The organism is Clostridium sp., from assembly GCF_051278035.1.
In the GTDB taxonomy this organism is placed as follows: domain Bacteria; phylum Bacillota; class Clostridia; order Clostridiales; family Clostridiaceae; genus Clostridium_AD.
The window spans coordinates 1-18,700 of sequence record NZ_JBNMNU010000006.1 but is presented as its reverse complement, the minus strand read 5'-3'; the positions used below and the strand labels follow the sequence as shown (position 1 = coordinate 18,700).

General features: G+C 34.7%; 16 protein-coding genes. 10 read left to right on the top strand and 6 right to left on the bottom strand.

What is annotated here, in order from left to right; genetic code table 11:
- Positions 1 to 8: 8 nt before the first annotated feature.
- From arcC to dpaL, 4 genes are all read right to left on the bottom strand, one after another.
- On the bottom strand, positions 9 to 938 hold the full coding sequence (arcC, locus tag ACJAX4_RS02050) for a carbamate kinase (protein WP_435787790.1): 930 nt from the start codon (positions 936 to 938) through the stop codon (positions 9 to 11).
- Positions 939 to 1,027: 89 nt separating this feature from the next.
- Complete coding sequence (gene ygeW / locus ACJAX4_RS02045; RefSeq protein ID WP_435787789.1) at positions 1,028 to 2,221, bottom strand: knotted carbamoyltransferase YgeW; 1,194 nt, start codon at positions 2,219 to 2,221, stop codon at positions 1,028 to 1,030.
- Between the two features lie 25 nt (positions 2,222 to 2,246).
- Positions 2,247 to 3,557, bottom strand: a complete 1,311-nt coding sequence (locus ACJAX4_RS02040; RefSeq protein ID WP_435787788.1) for a YgeY family selenium metabolism-linked hydrolase — start codon at positions 3,555 to 3,557, stop codon at positions 2,247 to 2,249.
- Between the two features lie 58 nt (positions 3,558 to 3,615).
- Positions 3,616 to 4,818 (bottom strand): diaminopropionate ammonia-lyase, encoded by a 1,203-nt coding sequence (dpaL, locus tag ACJAX4_RS02035; protein WP_435787787.1) that lies wholly within the window; start codon positions 4,816 to 4,818, stop codon positions 3,616 to 3,618.
- A gap of 298 nt (positions 4,819 to 5,116) precedes the next feature.
- Here dpaL and ssnA point away from each other — a divergent pair, with 298 nt between their 5' ends.
- From ssnA to ACJAX4_RS01985, 10 genes are all read left to right on the top strand, one after another.
- The gene (ssnA, locus tag ACJAX4_RS02030) at positions 5,117 to 6,448 is read left to right on the top strand and encodes a putative aminohydrolase SsnA (protein ID WP_435787786.1); all 1,332 of its coding nucleotides are present in this window, start codon (positions 5,117 to 5,119) and stop codon (positions 6,446 to 6,448) included.
- A gap of 28 nt (positions 6,449 to 6,476) precedes the next feature.
- A complete protein-coding gene (gene ygfK, locus ACJAX4_RS02025; protein ID WP_435787785.1) occupies positions 6,477 to 9,479 on the top strand; it encodes a putative selenate reductase subunit YgfK in 3,003 nt (1,000 codons plus the stop codon).
- A gap of 32 nt (positions 9,480 to 9,511) precedes the next feature.
- Positions 9,512 to 10,222: a selenium cofactor biosynthesis protein YqeC gene (yqeC, locus tag ACJAX4_RS02020; RefSeq protein ID WP_435787784.1), complete on the top strand. Its 711-nt coding sequence runs from the start codon at positions 9,512 to 9,514 to the stop codon at positions 10,220 to 10,222.
- 16 nt (positions 10,223 to 10,238) lie between these two features.
- A complete protein-coding gene (gene mocA / locus ACJAX4_RS02015) occupies positions 10,239 to 10,832 on the top strand; it encodes a molybdenum cofactor cytidylyltransferase (RefSeq protein ID WP_435787783.1) in 594 nt (197 codons plus the stop codon).
- On the top strand, positions 10,825 to 11,628 hold the full coding sequence (yqeB, locus tag ACJAX4_RS02010) for a selenium-dependent molybdenum cofactor biosynthesis protein YqeB (RefSeq protein ID WP_435787782.1): 804 nt from the start codon (positions 10,825 to 10,827) through the stop codon (positions 11,626 to 11,628). Before mocA ends, yqeB begins: the two co-directional genes overlap by 8 nt.
- Positions 11,629 to 11,655: 27 nt before the next feature.
- The gene (locus ACJAX4_RS02005) at positions 11,656 to 12,678 is read left to right on the top strand and encodes a molybdopterin-binding protein (protein ID WP_435787781.1); all 1,023 of its coding nucleotides are present in this window, start codon (positions 11,656 to 11,658) and stop codon (positions 12,676 to 12,678) included.
- A 22-nt stretch (positions 12,679 to 12,700) separates the two neighbouring features.
- Positions 12,701 to 13,348 carry a L,D-transpeptidase family protein gene (locus tag ACJAX4_RS02000; RefSeq protein WP_435787780.1) on the top strand — a complete coding sequence of 216 codons (648 nt, stop codon included), beginning with the start codon at positions 12,701 to 12,703 and terminating at the stop codon, positions 13,346 to 13,348.
- Between the two features lie 136 nt (positions 13,349 to 13,484).
- The gene (locus ACJAX4_RS01995; protein WP_435787779.1) at positions 13,485 to 14,651 is read left to right on the top strand and encodes a YgeY family selenium metabolism-linked hydrolase; all 1,167 of its coding nucleotides are present in this window, start codon (positions 13,485 to 13,487) and stop codon (positions 14,649 to 14,651) included.
- Between the two features lie 88 nt (positions 14,652 to 14,739).
- Positions 14,740 to 15,825 carry a tetratricopeptide repeat-containing glycosyltransferase gene (locus ACJAX4_RS01990; protein WP_435787778.1) on the top strand — a complete coding sequence of 362 codons (1,086 nt, stop codon included), beginning with the start codon at positions 14,740 to 14,742 and terminating at the stop codon, positions 15,823 to 15,825.
- A 225-nt stretch (positions 15,826 to 16,050) separates the two neighbouring features.
- Positions 16,051 to 17,418, top strand: coding sequence for a hypothetical protein (locus ACJAX4_RS01985; RefSeq protein WP_435787777.1), 1,368 nt, complete (start codon positions 16,051 to 16,053; stop codon positions 17,416 to 17,418).
- 182 nt (positions 17,419 to 17,600) lie between these two features.
- Here the strand turns inward: ACJAX4_RS01985 and ACJAX4_RS01980 are convergent, their stop codons facing one another.
- Positions 17,601 to 17,798 (bottom strand): cold shock domain-containing protein, encoded by a 198-nt coding sequence (locus ACJAX4_RS01980; protein WP_435787776.1) that lies wholly within the window; start codon positions 17,796 to 17,798, stop codon positions 17,601 to 17,603.
- A 440-nt stretch (positions 17,799 to 18,238) separates the two neighbouring features.
- Positions 18,239 to 18,700, bottom strand: a 462-nt coding sequence (locus tag ACJAX4_RS01975; protein ID WP_435787775.1) for a group II intron maturase-specific domain-containing protein, incomplete at its 5' end; no start/stop codon positions are given.

Below are 18,700 nucleotides of genomic sequence, written 5' to 3'. Positions count from 1 at the left end.
AAATTCAGTTATTTTATAGTAGTACCTGTAATCCCAGATATACCATCCTTAGCTTTTTCAAGTAGAGTTATAAGTGAATATCTTTCATCTTTTGATAATGCAAAATCGATAGCTGCTTGTACTTTAGGTAGCATTGACCCAGGGGCAAAGTGTCCCTCTTTTGCATATTGACTGATTTCAGAAGTTGAAATGTTGCCTAACCATTTTTCATTTGGTTTACCAAAATTGATAGCTACTTTTTCTACAGCTGTTAAAATAATAAGACAATCGGCGTTAAGTTCTTTTGCAAGAGTGCAACTGGCAAAATCTTTATCAATAACAGCGCTTACACCTTTTAGGTGATTGCCTTCTTTTATAACAGGTATACCACCACCACCACAGGCAATAACAACTTGGCCTATATCAACTAGTGATTTTATTGTTTCAATTTCAACAATACTTACTGGTTTTGGAGAAGCTACCACTTCTCTATATCCACGGCCTGCGTCTTCAACAACTTTTTTACCGGTTTTTACAAAAATATCAGCCTCTTCTTTTGTCATGAAACTTCCAATAGGTTTTGTTGGATTTTCAAAGGCTTTATCGCTAGGATTTACTTCAACTTGTGTTATTATTGTTGAAACGTTTTTGCTTATTTTACGATTAAGAAGTTCTTCTTTTAACGCATTTTGTAAATCATAACCAATATAAGCTTGGCTCATTGCAACGCATACAGACATAGGACACGCTGAATATTTAGGATTATTTTTATGGAGTTCACTCATTGCAATATTAATCATACCTACTTGAGGACCATTTCCATGAGAAATAACAACATCATTTCCATCTTCTATAAGGTCAACTATAGCTTTTGAAGTAGACTTTACAGCTTCCATTTGTTCTTTTAGATTAGTACCAAGAGCATTACCACCAAGGGCTATTACAATTTTCTTGTTCATAAGATTTCCCCTCCATTAATGAATTTAATTTTTGTAAAAAAGGCTATATGAAATTTAAGATTCCATGTAGCCTTTAATGAATTTATATATTACTTTATCTTTCTTTCTGTATTATTCTTCTCAAGCATAGTTAAAACTCCTTGAGGATTTTTAATTTTACTTAAGAAAATCATGGAAGCTATTGCATAAGGTTTATATGAAGCTTGTTTGTAAAGAGGTTTACGGTAACGATCAAACACAGATGCGTCAACTTCTCCAACGTCGCAACTAACTCCTGATATATCAGCTGGAAGGCAATGCATGTAAAGTGCTTTTCCACCTTTTGTTGTTTTCATAAGTTCTTCGGTACACTGCCAATCTTTATGCTCAGCATTTTGCGAAAGAAGTTCTTTTTCAAGTGATTTTATACCAGCATCATCACCCTTTGCATAAAGGTCCGTACGTTTTTCCATAGCAACAAAAGGAGCCCAACTCTTAGGATAAACTATATCAGCATCTTTAAAAGCTTCTTCCATAGAATTAGTTTTAGTAAATGAACCACCAGACTCTGCTGCATTTTTCATCGCGATTTCTTCTACTTCACCCATAACTTCATAACCTTCAGGATGTGCAAGAACAACGTCCATACCAAGACGAGTTAGAAGTCCTATTATTCCCTGAGGTACTGAAAGAGGCTTTCCATAAGATGGAGAATAGGCCCAGGACATAGCAACTTTTTTACCCTTTAAATTTTCAATGCCGCCAAATTCACTTATAAGATGAAGCGCATCAGCCATACACTGAGTTGGGTGATCTATATCGCACTGAAGACTAACAAGTGTAGGGCGTTGTTCAAGTACACCTTCTTCATTACCTACCTTTACAGCATTAGATACTTCGCGCATATAAGTATTACCTTTTCCAATATACATGTCATCGCGGATACCTATAACGTCTGCCATGAACGAAATCATGTTAGCAGTTTCTCTTACTGTTTCACCATGAGCAATTTGAGATTTTCCTTCATCAAGATCTTGAACTTCAAGGCCAAGAAGGTTACAAGCAGAAGCAAAACTAAATCTTGTGCGAGTTGAGTTATCGCGGAATAGTGAAATTCCAAGACCACTATCAAAAATCTTTGATGAAATATTATTTTGTCTAAGCTCTTTAAGAGATTCTGCCACAGTGAAAACTGCTTCTAATTCATCTCTTGTTTTTTCCCAAGTAAGTAGAAAATCATTATTATACATATTTTTAAAATCAAGTGAGTTAAGTTTGCTTACGTACTTATCCATTAAAGCCATTTTTAGACACTCCTTTTAATTTAGATTACTTGTTTTTACAATAAATTGTTGGAAGAGCAGCATACACAGCAGCACATTTAACGAGATCAGCTTTCCAAGTTCTTTCATTTGGAGCATGTGCCTGAGATTCTGCACCAGGTCCGAATCCTATGCATGGTATTCCATGACGACCCATTATAGCAACACCGTTTGTTGAGAATGTCCATCTATCAGTAAGTGGACGATCTTTTCTAATTGCATCAGTGCTCATAGAACCGCTTCTTGTTGTTCCAAACATTCCTTTGTAGGATTCTTCCATTGCCTTAACAACAGCATGATCTTCAGGAATAACCCATGTAGGGAAGTAGCAATCCTGAGGATATGAAAGTCCTGTCCAACTTTCTTTTTCATATTTATACATTGTGACTTCCGCATTGTATTTTTTAGCAGCTGGTAGCTTTCGAATTTCTTCTAAACAACTTTCCCATGTTTCTCCAGATGTCATACGACGGTCTACTGAAACCGAGCAAGAGTCAGCTACTGCGCAACGACTTGGTGAAGTAAAGAATATTTCAGAAGTAGCTACAGTACCACGTCCTAAAAACTTCGCTTCTTTGAATTTAGGGTTGTATTTTTCATCTAACATTTTTACGAGACCTTTGATTTCTGTAGAATCAGCTGCATCATTTGTGTTAAGATTTTTGATATCCATTAATATTTCAGCCATTTTGTAAATTGCGTTGTCTCCTCTTTCTGGAGCTGAACCGTGGCATGAAACACCCTTAACATCAACACGGATTTCCATACGTCCTCTATGTCCTCTGTAGATACCACTATCAGTTGGCTCTGTGCTTACAACGAATTCAGGTTTAATTTTGTCTTGTTCTATAATGTGAAGCCAGCAGTTTCCGTCACAGTCCTCTTCCTGTACTGAGCCAACTACGAGAGCTGTGTAGTCTTCGCTTAACATGCCAAGATCTTTCATTATCTTAGCGCCGTATACAGCAGATACTATACCGCCAAGTTGATCAGACGTACCACGTCCGCCAATTTCTTCTTCAGTTTCATAACCTATATAAGGATCAAAAGTCCAGTTAGAAAGTTCACCAAGTCCAACAGTGTCAATATGAGCATCATAAGCTATAAGAGTTTTACCCGTTCCAACATAACCTAAAATATTTCCTTGCGCATCAATTTCTACTTTGTCAAAACCAAGTGATATCATTTCTTGTTCTATTCTTTTAATAACTTTTTCTTCTCCACAACTTTCGCCGGGGATAGCAATTAAATCACGTAAAAATTTGGTCATTTGAGTTTCATAACCCTGTGCACTTAGTTTAATACCATTAAAATCCATAATATATTCCTCCTCTAATAATTTTTAGATAAATTGTATATGTGTTGAAATGGTTAGATTAATATTCTCCATTCCAAACAATTTTACGGTAAAAATCTGGGTCAGTATTTCCCTCAGTTGAAAATAGTAAAACTTTTGAGTTTTCATCTAGCTTTAGAGCTTCTTTTAAATCTTTTAAATCATTGTTTTTCATGATTTCAAACAGAATGCCCATTGTTACTGCGCCAGATTCACCAGAAATAACTTTATTATCTCCTTTTAAAGGTACAGCATATATTCTCATACCTTTTGCTGAAACATGATCTGAGCAAGATATAAAGAATGAACTGTTGTTTTTTAAGATATCCCATGCTATTGCGTTTGGTTCGCCGCAAGCAAGACCTGCCATGATGGTCGGCATATCATCACTAACAATTCTTACTTCTCCATCGTTAGCTTTGGCAGAGCGGAATATACAATCTGCAAGATTTGGTTCTACCACAACTACTGTTGGGGGATTCTCTGGATAAGCATTTGTAAAATATCCTTGAACTGCACCAGCAAGAGAGCCAACACCAGCTTGTATGATAATATGAGTTGGTGCAGAAGTGTCGTCAGATTTTAGTTGTTCATTGGCCTCCATTGCCATTGTTCCATAACCTTGCATAATCCAAGTTGGAATTTCGGTGTAGCCTTCCCAAGCCGTATCTTGAATAACTACAGAACCTGGAACCTTTGCTGATGCTGCCATTGCTATTCGTACACATTCATCGTAATTTACTTCTTCTATTGTAGCTGTAGCGCCTTCGTTTCTGATATTTTGTAGTCTAACTTCTGATGAGCCTTTTGGCATAAAAACAACACATTTTTGATTTAATTTCTTAGCTGCCCAGGCAAGACCTCTTCCATGATTACCATCTGTTGCAGTAAAAAAAGTAGTTTGTCCAAATTCTTCAAGAGTTTCTTTTGAAGTTAGAATATTGTACGGTAGTTCAGATATGTCTTTTCCGAGTTTTTTTGCAATATATGAACCTATTGCAAAAGATCCACCTAATACTTTAAAAGCATTTAATCCAAATCTTTTAGATTCATCTTTTACATATAGATTTTCAAGTCCTAAGAAACTAGCCATCTTATCTAGCTTAACTAGTGGCGTCTCAGTATACTGAGGAAAGCTCTTATGAAATGAAGCAGCTTTTAAAACCTTTTCAGTTGACATTATATTTAGTGTGTCATTGGGCGTTTTTGGTAGCTTATTAGGTACCCACTTTATTTTTGTCATTAAATAACCTCCTACGGTATCATGTTAATAAATTATGCGTTATTATAGTAGCTATTAAATTGTATAATAAAGCTGAAAATTTAAGAAATTTCATAAATTAAGTATAGCAAAAATATTTTTTAAAATCAATAACAATTACAAAAATATTTTTAATTTACAAAATTTTTTTTAAAACAATTGAAGAAATCTGAAAATGATGATAAAATGTAATTATGAAAGTAATGTGAATAATCAATTAAAAACTTAAATTGTTTTTCTATCTTAATTGAAGAAAAATATATATTGTAGGAGGTATATTATGATATTAATAGGTAATGGTAAACTACTTACTAGAGATGATAATAATACATTTATCCAAGATGGTTGTGTATGCGTTGATGGTAATATTATTGTGGACCTTGGAACCACAGAGCAAATGAAGAAAAAATATGAGGAAGCTGAGTTTGTGGATGCTAGAAAAGGTTTGATTATGCCAGGAATGATTAATACTCATCATCATATATATAGTGCCTTCGCTCGTGGTCTTTCTGTTAAGGGGTTTAGTCCTAAAGGCTTTACTGATATTTTAGAAGGAATGTGGTGGACAATAGATAGGTTACTAACACTAGAAGATACAAAATATAGTGCTTATACAACTTACTTAGATTGCATAAGAAATGGTGTTACAACTGTTTTTGATCATCATGCAAGTTATGGCAATATTTCTGGAAGTTTGTTTCAAATATCGGATGCTGCTAAAGAACTTGGAATTCGAACATCACTATCTTATGAAGTTTCGGATAGAGATGGACAGGAAAAGATGAAACAAGCAGTAAAAGAAAATGTTGAATTTATGAAAAAGGTTAAAAATGATTCTGAAGATATGCAAAAGGGTATGATGGGGCTTCATGCATCCTTTACAGTAAGTAATAAAACCCTTGAGTATTGTGCAGAGAATATGCCGTATGACGCTGGATATCATGTACATACAGCGGAAGGTATTACTGATGTATACGATTGCCTTAAAAAACACAATAAAAGGATAATAAATAGGTTTTTTGATTTTAATATTCTGGGTGAAAAAACAATTGCTGTTCATTGTATCCATACAAATAATGGTGAAATGGATTTATTAAAGCACACGGACACTATGGTAGTACATAATCCTGAATCTAATATGGGTAATGCTGTAGGATGTACACCAGTACTTGAACTTGTAAAAAAAGGAATAACATTAGGACTTGGAACAGACGGATATACAAATGATATGCTTGAATCAATGAAGGTTGCAAATGTTTTACAAAAACATCATAACTGTGATCCAGCTGTTGCATGGGGTGAAGTTCCACTAATGATTTTCGACAATAATGCAAAGATTGCTAATAGATATTTTGAAAAACCACTAGGAGTTATAAAAAAAGGAGCTTATGCTGATATTATAGTAGCGGAATATGATTCACTAACTCCAATAGATGGGAACAATGCAAACTCTCATATATTATTTGGTGTAAGTGGGAGATGTGTGTCAACTACAATGATAAATGGTAAAATTCTTATGAAAGACCGCGAAATAATCGGGGTTGATACTGAAAAAATTATGGAGAAATCAAGAGAATTATCTAATAAATTATGGACGAAAATTAATAAATAAGATAATTATAAAATAGGGGGAATTATATATGGGAGATAGAATGACACCTATTCCATTTAAAGAGTTAATGGAATGGATAACAGAAGAAAATAAAAAATATGGCAAGATATTTGGCGTTAATAAATTTTTCAAAAATGGTGATGACAAGGTTCTTAGCATTTTCGGAGAAAAAATAGAAACACCATTTGGACCAGCTGCAGGGCCACATACACAGCTTGCGCAAAATATAATTGCAGCCTATGTATCAGGATGTAGATTTTTTGAATTAAAAACGGTACAAACCCTTGATGGAGAAGATTTACCAGTATCAAAGCCATGTATAAGAGCAGAAGATGAGTGCTATAATGTAGAGTGGTCAACAGAGCTTACAGTGACGCAGGCTTATGATGAGTATGTTAAAGCCTGGTTTGCACTAAAACTAATATCAAAAGAACTAGATCTTGGAGCTCCTGATGGGTTTATTTTTAATATGAGCGTAGGATATGATTTTGAGGGGATTTCCTCACCTAAAATAGATGCTTTTATTATGGGGCTTAAAGATGCATCTAACAGTGTTATATGGGAAGAGTGTACTAAGTATACTTTAGATAATATAGAAAAATTTAAAAACATAGATAGTGAATATGTTGGTAGCATATCAACTAAAGTAAGCACATCAATAACGTTATCAACGCTACATGGATGTCCATCAAAAGAAATTGAACGTATTGCAACATATTTAATAATTGAAAAAGGATTAAACACTTTTGTAAAATGTAATCCTACAATATTAGGTTACGAATTTGCAAGAAAAACTTTAGATAGTATGGGATATGATTACCTTTCATTTAATGATCATCACTTTATTGAGGACTTGCAATACGCTGATGCTATAGTTATGTTTAAGCGTCTGCAAGAAGTAGCTAATGGTAATTCATTAACATTTGGTGTTAAATTAACAAATACATTGCCAGTTGAAATTAAAAATAGTGAATTACCTGGAGATGAGATGTTTATGTCAGGGAAATCATTATATCCACTTTCAATAGCCCTTGCTCGTAAACTTTCAAAAGAATTTAATGGCAAACTTAAGATGTCTTATTCTGGTGGAGCAGATGTTTTCAATATAAAAGATATATTTGAAACAGGGATATGGCCTATAACTATAGCAACAACGCTATTAAAAATTGGCGGATATGAAAGATGTGTTCAAATTGCGCAGACTCTAAAAGAAGCTGAATATAAAAACAAATATGTTATGGATAATGAAAAATTGGGTAAATTAAAAGATAACTCTGTAAGTGATATTCATCACATAAAGCCTATAAAAACAATTCCTAGTCGTAAAATAAATAAAAAAGTACCACTAGTTGATTGTTTTGTTGCCTCTTGTCAGGATGGATGTCCTATACATCAAGATATTCCAGAATATATACGTCTTGTTTCAGAGGGCAAACACCTTGAAGCATTAAAGGTTATAGTTTTAAAGAATCCGCTACCATTTATCACTGGGACTGTATGTAGTCACGCATGTATGAGTAAATGTAGTAGGATTTTCTGTGATGAGTCTGTTAATATTAGACATATAAAATTACAAGCTGCAGAAAACGCATATAATAGTTTAATAAAAGAGCTTAAACAAACAGAAAAAAGTAATGTTCGTGTAGCCATAGTTGGTGGAGGAACTACAGGACTTGCAGCATCGTATTTCCTTGCAAGAGAAGGAATTAGTGCAACAATTTTCGAGAAAAGAAATTCACTAGGTGGAATAGTAAAACATGTAGTTCCAGAATTTAGAATATCAGGAGATACTGTTGAAAAGGACATAGAGATTGTCAAAAGTATGGGAGTTGAAGTTCACCTAAACTCAGAGCAGAATTCTGTAGATGAGTTAAGAAAGCAAGGATATAAATATATTTTACTTGCAATTGGCGCATGGAAACCAGGTAGGTTAGATATTGAAGGTGAAAATGTTATTAATGTAATTGATTTCTTAGAAAGACTAAGAAGTGGAGATGGTAGCCTTGCCCTTGGCAAAAATGTCGTAGTTATAGGCGGTGGTAACACAGCTATGGATGCAGCTAGAGCAGCTAAAAGAGAGGCTGGAGTAGAAAATGTATATTTAGTATATCGTAGAACTAAAAAATATATGCCTGCCGACGAAGAGGAATTAAGACTAGCAATGGAGGCTGGAGTTGAATTTAAAGAATTACTATCACCAGTAAAAATCAGTAATGGTGTTCTTACATGTGAGGTTATGAAACTGGGAGAGCCAGACGTGAGTGGCAGAAGAAGACCAATCGGCAGCGGAGTGATGCTAGAAATACTTGCAGATATTTTAATATCAGCAGTTGGGGAGAAGATAGATACTAAGATATTTAAAGAAAATAATATTTTGGTAAATGAAAGAGAACAGGCTGTTGTAAATGAGGAAACATTAGAAACAAACATTGAAAAAGTGTATGTTGCTGGAGATGGTCTACATGGTCCTTCTACTGTGGTTCAAGGTATAGCAGAGGCAACGAAGTTTGCAAGGGCTGTAGTTATGCAAGAGAAAAATTATGATTTCACAATAAATTCAGAGCGGTTAAGTGTTGATATTAATGGAATAACAGCAAAAAAAGGTATACTTAAAATGTCTACTTTAGGCACTTCTGAAACTGAAAGATGCCTTCAATGTTCAACAATATGTGAAGTTTGCGTGGATGTTTGTCCTAATCGTGCAAATGTTACTATAAAAGTAAAGGGTAATACTATGCATCAGATAATCCACCTTGATAAACTGTGCAATGAGTGTGGTAACTGTGAAACATTCTGTCCATATAGTAGTGCCCCATACAAAGAGAAGTTTACAATGTTTGCTACTGAGGCTGACTTTGAAAACAGTGAGAATATGGGATTTGTACTCTTGGATAAGGATGAGAATATTGTAAAAGTTAGATTAGAGGACATGGCTTTAGAAGTTAATCTTAAAGCTGATAATTCAGGAATACCTAAAGATATTGAGAATATTATTTGGGCTGTAATCACTAATTATAGTTATATGATTTAATAGTAAGATAAAACAAATTAATGGGTGATGCTATGAAACTAAGCAATTGTCTTGAATTAAAGAAAAGTGATATTATATCAATTGTAGGTGCAGGTGGAAAAACTACAATGATGTTTAAGGTAGCAGAAGAGTTACGTCGCAGTAACAAAGTCCTCGTAACCACAACCACTAAGATATACGTTCCATTAGAGGATAAGTATGATTTTATCTGCACTGATAGTGAGATGATGTCGCGTTATGTTCATATGAAGGAAAATGGAATTTATATTTTAGGGTCAGGTTTAAATGGCGCAAACAAAATATTAGGCCTTAGTGAAAAAGAGTTAGATGAGTTAGTGCCATATTTTGACTATATAATAATAGAAGCAGATGGATCAAAGAAAAAACGTTTGAAAGGCTGGAGTGAATTTGAACCGGTTATTTACAAAAAAACCACGAAAACTATTGGTATTATAGATATACAGGCTTTTGGGATGGTAATAAGTGAGGATAATATTCATAGAAGTAAAATATTTTGTGAATTAACTGGAGCAAAACAGCGTGAATTAGTAAGCATTGAACACCTATTTAATATAATTATAAATCCTCTAGGACTGTTTAAGGCAGCACTAGGGGAAAAAATATTATATATCAATAAGGTTGAAGGACCGAGTGATATGACATTAGCTAAGTCATTAGCTAATAAAGTAAATTCAAATGACAAGAAAATAATAGACAAGGTGAGCATAGGAAGTTTATTATGAGAATAGGAGATAGAATATGATAAGTGCTATAATTTTAGCAGCAGGGTACTCAAGGAGAATGGGAGTGAATAAGCTTCTTTTGAAATATAGAGGAAAATCACTAATACAGAGTACTATAGACACTATTTTGCAGTGTGGATTTTCAGAAGTGATTCTCGTAGGAAGAGAAGAAGAAGTAATAGAAATTGGTAATATCAATGAGCTTATTGTTGTTGAAAATCAAAATGCAGAAGAAGGGATAAGTGAATCTATTAGATTAGGTGTACAACATGCAAAAGAAGTAGATGGATATATGTTTTTTACAGCAGATCAGCCTTTTTTAGATGTAGATACAATAAAAAGCTTAATACGCGAGTTTATAGAAAATCCGACTTATATAATAGTTCCAAGGTGTGATGTAAGGCGAGGGAATCCTGTAATATTTCCACCGGATCTTAAGGAAGACTTTTTAAAATTGGAAGGCGATATTGGTGGAAAAACAATAATAAATGAAAATTTAGACAGGGTTAAATTTGTAGAGACAAGTGATAGTTGGGAATTATTTGATGTTGATACTAGTGAAAATTATGAATTTATTATAAACCTAGAGGAGAATAATGATTATGTTTAGGGAGCTTGTTATTGTACGTGGTGGAGGAGATTTAGCAACAGGTACGATTCAAAAACTATATAGAAGTGGTTTTAGGGTATTGGTTTTGGAAGTAGAAAAACCTACGTCTATTAGACGAAGTGTTTCTTTTAGCGAAGCGGTGTATGAAGGAGAAGTAGAAATAGAAGGGATTATAGCTATACTTGTATCCTCTTTAAGTGAAATAGAACGAGCCTTCAGTAATAAAAAAGTTCCTGTAATTGTAGACCCAGAGGGGAAATATATTAAAGAAATAAAGCCTGAAATCGTGGTTGATGCAATTATTGCAAAAAAGAATATGGGAACGACAAAGGATATGGCGGATATTACCATTGCGCTTGGGCCAGGATTTACAGCAGGTAAAGATGTAGATATTGTGATAGAAACTTCAAGAGGGCATAATTTAGGTCGACTTATTTTTATTGGCCAGGCTAAAGAGAATACAGGTATACCAGGAAGCATAATGGGCTACTCTAAAGAAAGAGTTATACATTCGCCTTGCGCTGGAATTATGAAGAATGTTGTCCACATTGATGCTATAGTAGAAAAGGATGAAGTGATTGCATATATAGGACATACCCCAGTAAAAGCAACAATATCCGGGTTATTAAGAGGGCTATTGCGCTCGGGAAGTATTGTAACGAAGGGGTTTAAGATTGCAGATATTGATCCAAGAGTGACAGAAAGAATGAATTGTTATACTATTTCTGATAAAGCAAGAAATATAGCAGGTGGAGTGTTAGAAGCAGTGCTATATCTTATGGTTAAAAGTAATTAGGGCAAATATGAATTTGAGGTGAATAATATGAAAACAATACCTGTAAGGGATGCAGTTGGGTCAGTTTTATGTCACGACATTACTCAAATTATTCCGGGAATAGTTAAAGATGTAGCCTTTAAAAAAGGACATATAATTTTAGAGGAAGACATACCATTATTACTTTCCATAGGAAAAGAAAATTTATATGTATGGGAGAAAAAAGAAGGTTATCTTCATGAAAATGATGCTGCAGAGCGGTTAAGAGCTCTTACAGCAGGAACGGGACTTAGATTTAGTGAAGTAAAAGAAGGCAAAGTGAATTTTATAGCAGATTATCCAGGACTTCTAAAAATTAATACAAAACTGTTATATAAACTTAACTCCTTAGGTGAGATAATATTAGTTACGCTTCATAATAATTACCCAGTAAAAAAGGGACAAAAGGTAGCAGGAACAAGAGTTATTCCTCTTGTAATAGAAGAAGATAAGATGAAAAGGGCAGAGGATTTAATAGGTGATGAGAAAATTGTAAGTGTTTTGCCATTTACACCTATGAAGGTGGGTATTATTACCACGGGAAGCGAAGTATATCACGGTAGAATTAAAGACGCTTTTGGGCCAGTAATAAGAAGAAAAGTAGAGGAGTATGGTTGTGAGGTACTTGGCCAAACTTTAGTTAATGATGATGAGAATAATATTAAAGAAGAAATAGAAGCATGGATAGAGCAGGGGGCTCAAATGGTAATTTGTACAGGGGGTATGTCAGTAGACCCTGATGACGTTACTCCGGCGGCGATTCTAAAAACCGGAGCACAGCTTATAACTTATGGCGCGCCAGTGCTGCCAGGAGCAATGTTTTTATTTGCTTATAAAGGTGAAATTCCAATACTCGGGCTTCCAGGATGCGTAATGTATAGTAGAACAACTATCTTTGATTTGGTACTACCGAGGATTCTTACAAATGAGAAATTGAGCTTTGCTGATATTGCAGCCTATGGGCACGGTGGACTCTGCATCGAGTGTGAAGAGTGTAAATACCCTGATTGTGCATTTGGAAAGGGAGTTTAAAATAATAGAAGGGAAGATGAAAATGCGTAAAAGGAACATAATTATTGGAACAATGTGTACGATAGGGCTATTAGCAGGTTATGAATTATACAAAAACAATTTAAAGAGTAACGACTCAGATTTTTATAAATCAGAGCTAGTTCACAGGGAGACTATGTTAATTGACACTGAAGAGAGAATGTTTTATACAAAGCCTGAAAAAAAGCCACTAAATGTAAGTATAAAGGTGTACAAAGGAATAAGGATATTAGAATTATATGGAGATGATAATCTAATAGGTAGGTTTAGAATTGCGTTAGGGTCAGCACCTACTGGAGATAAAGAAAAAGAAGGCGATAATAAAACCCCTGAAGGTAAATATTATATTTGCACAAGAAATGATAAAAGTAAGTATACTCTATTCTTAGGACTCAGTTATCCTAATGTGGAAGATGCAAGTAGAGGACTTGAAAATGATTTGATTAGTGATTCAGAATTTAGAGAGGTACAATCTAATATTCATATTGGAAAAAGGCCGGCTTGGGACACTTCATTAGGTGGTGAATTGGGCATACATGGAGGAGATACCAACAATGATTGGACATCTGGATGCATAGCGGTATCAGATGATGACATTAGAATTATTTGGGAATATACTAAAATGGAAACTCCGGTGGAAATATATAAATAGTTATAAATAGGCTGTCTTAGAATAGAAATTATTTTCTGTTCTAAGGCAGCCTATTTTTATTTTTTGGATAGGTAATTTTTTTACATATTTATAAATATGCTATTGTTGATAGTAAAAAACAAAAGGAGGGTTTTCTATGAATCTAGATTTTCAAAAGGTCTTGCAGAAAGCAGAGGAATACAAAGGGGACATGTCAAGATTTCTTCGCGACATGATTGCTATTCCTAGTGAAAGCTGCCATGAAAGGAGAGTCGTTGCGAGAATAAAAGAGGAAATGAAGAAAGCCAACTTTGATAATATAGAAATAGATAAGATGGGTAACATAATAGGGACTATAGGTCATGGTAAACATGTTATAGCTATGGATGGACATATTGATACAGTAGGCATAGAAGATAAGAATCTGTGGCAGTATGACCCATATAAGGGATATGAGGATGCGGATGTGATTATAGGGAGAGGGGGAAGTGAACAAAAGGGTGGCATGGCTTCTATGGTTTATGCCGGGAAAATTATTAAGGATTTAGAATTAGAAGATGATTATACGCTGGTTATTACAGGTACTGTACAAAAGGAGGAATGCGCAGGACTTTGTTGGCAGTATATTATAAATGAAGATAAGATTCAGCCGAAATTTGTCGTGATTACAGAACCTACCTCCTGCAATATATATAGGGGTCATAAAGGGAAAATGGATATAAAAGTAATTTCTAAAAAAATGGACCCTATTTTAAATGATTTAAGGATTCTTAATGAAAATCTGAAATATGATGAGTTTTTAGGAAAAGGGACCTTAACTGTTTCTGAGATGTCATTTAGTACTGCTTCAGATTGTGGTGAAAAGGACAGTTGGATAATCTCAATTAATAGAATATTAACTATTGGTGAAACTCATAAAGATGCCTTAGAGCAAATTAGAAATCTTCCATCGGTAAAAGAACTTAAAGCACAGGTTTACATTTGTGATTATGAAAAGCCTTCTTATAAAGGAGTTGTTTATCCAACAGCTACTTATTCTGAAGCATGGGTAATAGAAGAGGATAATAGAGTTTGCAAAACTTTAATAGAAGGATATAAATCTTTGTTTAATAAAGAACCTCTATTTGATAAATGGGCATTTTCTACAAATGGAGCTTCTATAATGGGGAGATATGATATACCTTGTATTGGATTTGGACCAGGGCATGAGGCGGAGTCATATTCTCCAAATGAAAGGACTTGGAAAAGTGAATTAGTAAAAGCGGCAGCTATGTATGCAGTTATTCCTAGTTTATATGTAGATAGAACTATAAAAAATATATAATGGCAATAATCATGTAATATATCACTTATAGATACTTGCAAGCATAGAATGGGGTGTATTATGAGTATTTGGGTAATGGGGGTTCTATATGAGTAATAAATATAAAGTTTGTGTATACGCGATTTGTAAAAATGAAGAAAAATTTGTTGATCGCTTTATGTATCATGTTAGTGAAGCTGATATTGTCATAGTTATAGATACAGGATCTACAGATAATACTATTAAAAAGCTAAAAGAAAGAGGGGCCATTGTGCACTCTATATTTGCAAGTCCATTTAGGTTTGATTATTCGAGAAATGAGTGTTTGAAATTAATTCCTGGCGATATTGATATATGTGTAGCTGCAGATCTTGATGATGTTATTGAGGCTGGCTGGAGAGAGCATTTAGAAAAAGCATGGAAAAAAGATACTACTAGAGGGTTGTATCTATATAATTGGAGTGTTAATGATGATGGCTCACCTGCTGTACAATATACATGGGAAAGAATTCATGCAAGACATGGGTTTAGATGGATATATCCAACACATGAGGTTTTAGAGTATATAGGAGTGGGAGTGGAGAAACAAGTTTACATCGAGGGTATGATTTATAATCACTATCCTGACAAAACAAAAAATAGGAGTTTAAATCTTCCATTACTGAAGTTAGCTGTTAAAGAGAATCCCGGTAGTAGTAGGAATATATATTATCTTGGTAGAGAATATATGTTTGATAGCAACTGGGATCAGTGCATAGAAGTTTTAAAAAATTATTTAACACTGCCGACATCTAATTATGAAGAGGAAAGAGCCTCCTCTATGAGGTTTATTGCTAGAGCATATCGAGAAAAAGGAGAAATATTAAACGCTAAAAAATGGTATCATAAAGCTATAAGCGAGTCTATCTCATTAAGAGAACCTTATGTAGAATTATCATTATTAGCTTATGCACAGAAAGATTGGCTTAGTGTTTATTATTATGCAAATGAAGCATTAAATATAAAGGAAAAAACATTTAACTTTGCTAATGATGCAAATGCATGGGATTTTACTCCTTATGATTTAGCAGCTTTAGGATGTTACAATTTAAATATGAAAGCTAAAGCAATAGAGTTCTCAAAAGAGGCAATTAAGCTCTGTCCTAATGATGAAAGGCTGTTAAGTAATCATAAGATTTATTTAGATAGTTTATAAAAATGGATTTATAAGAGAAAACTCGGTATATCAAACATTATTTTGGTAGATCGAGTTTTTTTTATTATATTATCCTCAGATTCTTAATATAACTGGTTACGTAAATTAAAATATCTGCATATTATAAACAGTGTATAAAGGTATAAAAAAGTATCAGTATATTGCATAAATTTAATATTACTAATGTGTATAAAGAAGTTTTTTTTTATTAGGGAGGAACTTATTATGAGTAAAAGGGAAGATAATTCTGAATGGTATATAGATTCTATTTCTGACGATAAAAAACATGATTGTTGTGACAAACACGATTGTTGTGATCCTTGTCCTCCAAAATGTTTTGTTGGGCCAACAGGGCCAACAGGGCCAACAGGACCAACTGGGCAAACAGGAAGAACTGGCCCAACTGGAGAAACTGGACCAACAGGGGCAACAGGACCAACTGGACGAACAGGTCAAACAGGACCGACAGGCCCAACTGGTCAAGCAGGCCCGACAGGCCCGATAGGACCAACGGGGCCAACAGGAGCACAAGGTATCCAAGGTATTCAAGGACCAACAGGACCAACAGGAGCACAAGGTATTCAAGGGATTCAAGGACCAACAGGACCTACAGGACCAACAGGTCCAACTGGTCTAACGGGACCAACAGGACCTCAAGGTACTCAGGGTATACAAGGACCAACAGGATCAACAGGACCAACTGGTGCAACAGGACCAACTGGAGCTCAAGGTGTTCAGGGTATACAAGGACCAACAGGATTAATAGGGCCAACTGGGGCAGCAGGGCCAACTGGAGCTCAAGGTGTTCAGGGTATACAAGGACCGACAGGGCCAACAGGTCCAATAGGGCCAACTGGACCAACAGGCCAAACAGGAGCCCAAGGGGTTCAGGGCATACAAGGGCCTACAGGATCAACAGGTCCAATAGGGCCAACAGGTCCAACAGGAGTACAAGGTATTCAGGGTATACAAGGTTCGACAGGACCAACTGGCCCAACGGGACCGACTGGAGCACAAGGTATTCGAGGCTTACAAGGACCGACAGGACCAATAGGACCAACAGGATCTACGGGGCCGATTGGCCCAACAGGACCAACCGGAGCTCAAGGCATCCAAGGTATCCAAGGGCCAACAGGCTCTACAGGACCGACTGGACCTACAGGCCCAACAGGCCCAAGTTTCAATTCTTATGCAAATGGTGTGATAACAACAAATAATATATCAATTCCAGTTGCAGGAACTATTATTTATGATGCTGTAAATATTATAGGATCGGATCTAAGTTATAATTCAACAACGGGTATATTCACATTTAATACTAACGGTGTTTATGTAATAGACTGGAAGATAGCGGTTACTCCGAACCCTGGAACAGTTTCTATAGAGGTAGACTTGGTATCATCACTTAATGGTATTATTGCGGGTATATCCATTACAGCAACAAATCCAATAATAAGTGGCTCTAATAGAATCTATGCCGCTACTGCAGGAGAGACTTTTAGATTTGTTAACAATTCAAGCGGTCCGATTAGTATAGTATTGGTAGGTTTAACTGGACCTATTGGAACCGTATCTGTTTTCAGAATTGTTTAATAGATTAAGTAAAATCTTTAAAGATTACAAAGTATAAAGTAAAATATTAAGAGACTGCATCACTTTAGTAATTATGTTCTAAAGTGATGCAGTCTCTTTTTATAATTTCTCATAAAACCATATAGACAAAAAAGTAAAAAAACCACTAAATAGTTATACTATTTAGTGGTTAAAATATTTACTTATATAACAGTAATATTTTCAGCTTGAGGGCCTTTAGGTCCTTTTACTATATCAAAAGAAACTTTTTGTCCTTCATCAAGAGATTTGTAACCATCTGAATTTATTTGAGAGAAATGTGCGAAAACATCTACTCCATCTTCTCCTGTAATAAAACCAAACCCTTTTTCTCCATTAAACCATTTAACTGTACCGTTCATAATGTATACCTCCGAAATTTTATTTCTTAAATGCTTTGTAATAGCCACTAAATAAAATTTCGATATAAAATACTATGTTTAAAAAGTACTAATTGAAATATATCTGTGCTGCATTACTTACTATTCATTTAAGTCAATTCCTATATTACCATACTTGATTTTAAAAAGCAAGATATATTAAACATGAAATTTTTATATGTGCCATACTATTGACTTTATTTAGGAGGGATATTATTATATAATTTCTACAAATGGTGATTCTATCATGCGAAGATATAGAACGTTACCACCTACGTGCCATGTAGGTGGTAACGTTCTATATGATTCACAAAAAATAATCGAGTAGGTAAAAGCCGAAAATAATTTTCCGGCTTCTTTCCTCTCACAGAACCGTACGTGCGGACCTCGCATACGGCTCCTGGCAAACCTTAAAATTATTATTATTCATAATAATTTGACAAGACACCGGCCTGTATATCGGATAAGTGAACAAGCTTTATTTCTTTGAACCATATATTTGGAAGTGCCATATGTATCAATGTAAAATTCGAATTTCTCCATCTCACCATTGATATTTTTTTAAATTCACCTTTATAACCTCTTCGCCTAAGGGTTTTATGCAGAGATTTATAGCTTTTCCATTCTTTCATTTTCTTCATCCTTAGCCTTCTTCTAATCCAACTAAACAGTTTCTCAAAAAGTCCTTTACAGTTTGCAATTCTAAAATAATTTGCCCAACCTCTAATTACTGGATTTAACTTCTCAACCATTTGTTCTATATTCATGCCATGGTTTCTAGGCGTTAGCCTTCTGATTTTATTCTTAAATCCTTCAATTCTTTTAGGGTGTATTGAAACCCACTTTTCTCTTATTATAAATCCAAGAAAAGCCACTCCTTTATT

Bases quoted from the DNA above. Each gene is read 5' to 3' on its own strand.
- arcC (WP_435787790.1), bottom strand. From the start codon at position 938: ATGAACAAGAAAATTGTAATAGCCCTTGGTGGTAATGCTCTTGGTACT.
- yqeB (WP_435787782.1), top strand. From the start codon at position 10,825: ATGTTTAGGGAGCTTGTTATTGTACGTGGTGGAGGAGATTTAGCAACA.
- ssnA (WP_435787786.1), top strand. From the start codon at position 5,117: ATGATATTAATAGGTAATGGTAAACTACTTACTAGAGATGATAATAAT.
- yqeC (WP_435787784.1), top strand. From the start codon at position 9,512: ATGAAACTAAGCAATTGTCTTGAATTAAAGAAAAGTGATATTATATCA.
- ACJAX4_RS01995 (WP_435787779.1), top strand. From the start codon at position 13,485: ATGAATCTAGATTTTCAAAAGGTCTTGCAGAAAGCAGAGGAATACAAA.
- ACJAX4_RS01980 (WP_435787776.1), bottom strand. From the start codon at position 17,798: ATGAACGGTACAGTTAAATGGTTTAATGGAGAAAAAGGGTTTGGTTTT.
- dpaL (WP_435787787.1), bottom strand. From the start codon at position 4,818: ATGACAAAAATAAAGTGGGTACCTAATAAGCTACCAAAAACGCCCAAT.
- ACJAX4_RS02005 (WP_435787781.1), top strand. From the start codon at position 11,656: ATGAAAACAATACCTGTAAGGGATGCAGTTGGGTCAGTTTTATGTCAC.
- ACJAX4_RS01990 (WP_435787778.1), top strand. From the start codon at position 14,740: ATGAGTAATAAATATAAAGTTTGTGTATACGCGATTTGTAAAAATGAA.
- ygfK (WP_435787785.1), top strand. From the start codon at position 6,477: ATGGGAGATAGAATGACACCTATTCCATTTAAAGAGTTAATGGAATGG.
- ygeW (WP_435787789.1), bottom strand. From the start codon at position 2,221: ATGGCTTTAATGGATAAGTACGTAAGCAAACTTAACTCACTTGATTTT.
- mocA (WP_435787783.1), top strand. From the start codon at position 10,239: ATGATAAGTGCTATAATTTTAGCAGCAGGGTACTCAAGGAGAATGGGA.
- ACJAX4_RS02040 (WP_435787788.1), bottom strand. From the start codon at position 3,557: ATGGATTTTAATGGTATTAAACTAAGTGCACAGGGTTATGAAACTCAA.
- ACJAX4_RS01985 (WP_435787777.1), top strand. From the start codon at position 16,051: ATGAGTAAAAGGGAAGATAATTCTGAATGGTATATAGATTCTATTTCT.
- ACJAX4_RS02000 (WP_435787780.1), top strand. From the start codon at position 12,701: ATGCGTAAAAGGAACATAATTATTGGAACAATGTGTACGATAGGGCTA.